1 pseudogene is annotated in these 316 nt (G+C 56.6%); it reads left to right on the forward strand.

The window, feature by feature from the left end:
- A pseudogene (locus AF337_RS07330) lies at positions 1–316 on the forward strand (type III glutamate--ammonia ligase); the annotation flags it as partial.

Raw genomic sequence — 316 nt, forward strand, 5'->3', positions numbered from 1 at the left:
GTTCGAGATGAACTGGGAATATGACGACGCTCTTCAGACGGCAGACAAGCACTCTTTCTTCAAGTTCATGGTCAAGTCGGTCGCCGAGAAGCACGGCCTTCGCGCCACCTTCATGCCGAAGCCCTTCAAAGGCCTGACCGGAAACGGGTGCCATGCCCACATCTCGGTCTGGGACATCGATGGCAAGGTAAACGCCTTCGCGGACAAGGAAATGGCCTTTGGGCTTTCCGCTCAGGGGAAAACCTTTCTCGGCGGCATCATGAAACACGCCTCCGCGCTTGCCGCGATCACCAATCCGACGGTCAATTCCTACAAG

Origin of the sequence: Rhizobium ecuadorense, assembly GCF_001187535.1 — a bacterium.
GTDB classification, from domain to species: domain Bacteria; phylum Pseudomonadota; class Alphaproteobacteria; order Rhizobiales; family Rhizobiaceae; genus Rhizobium; species Rhizobium ecuadorense.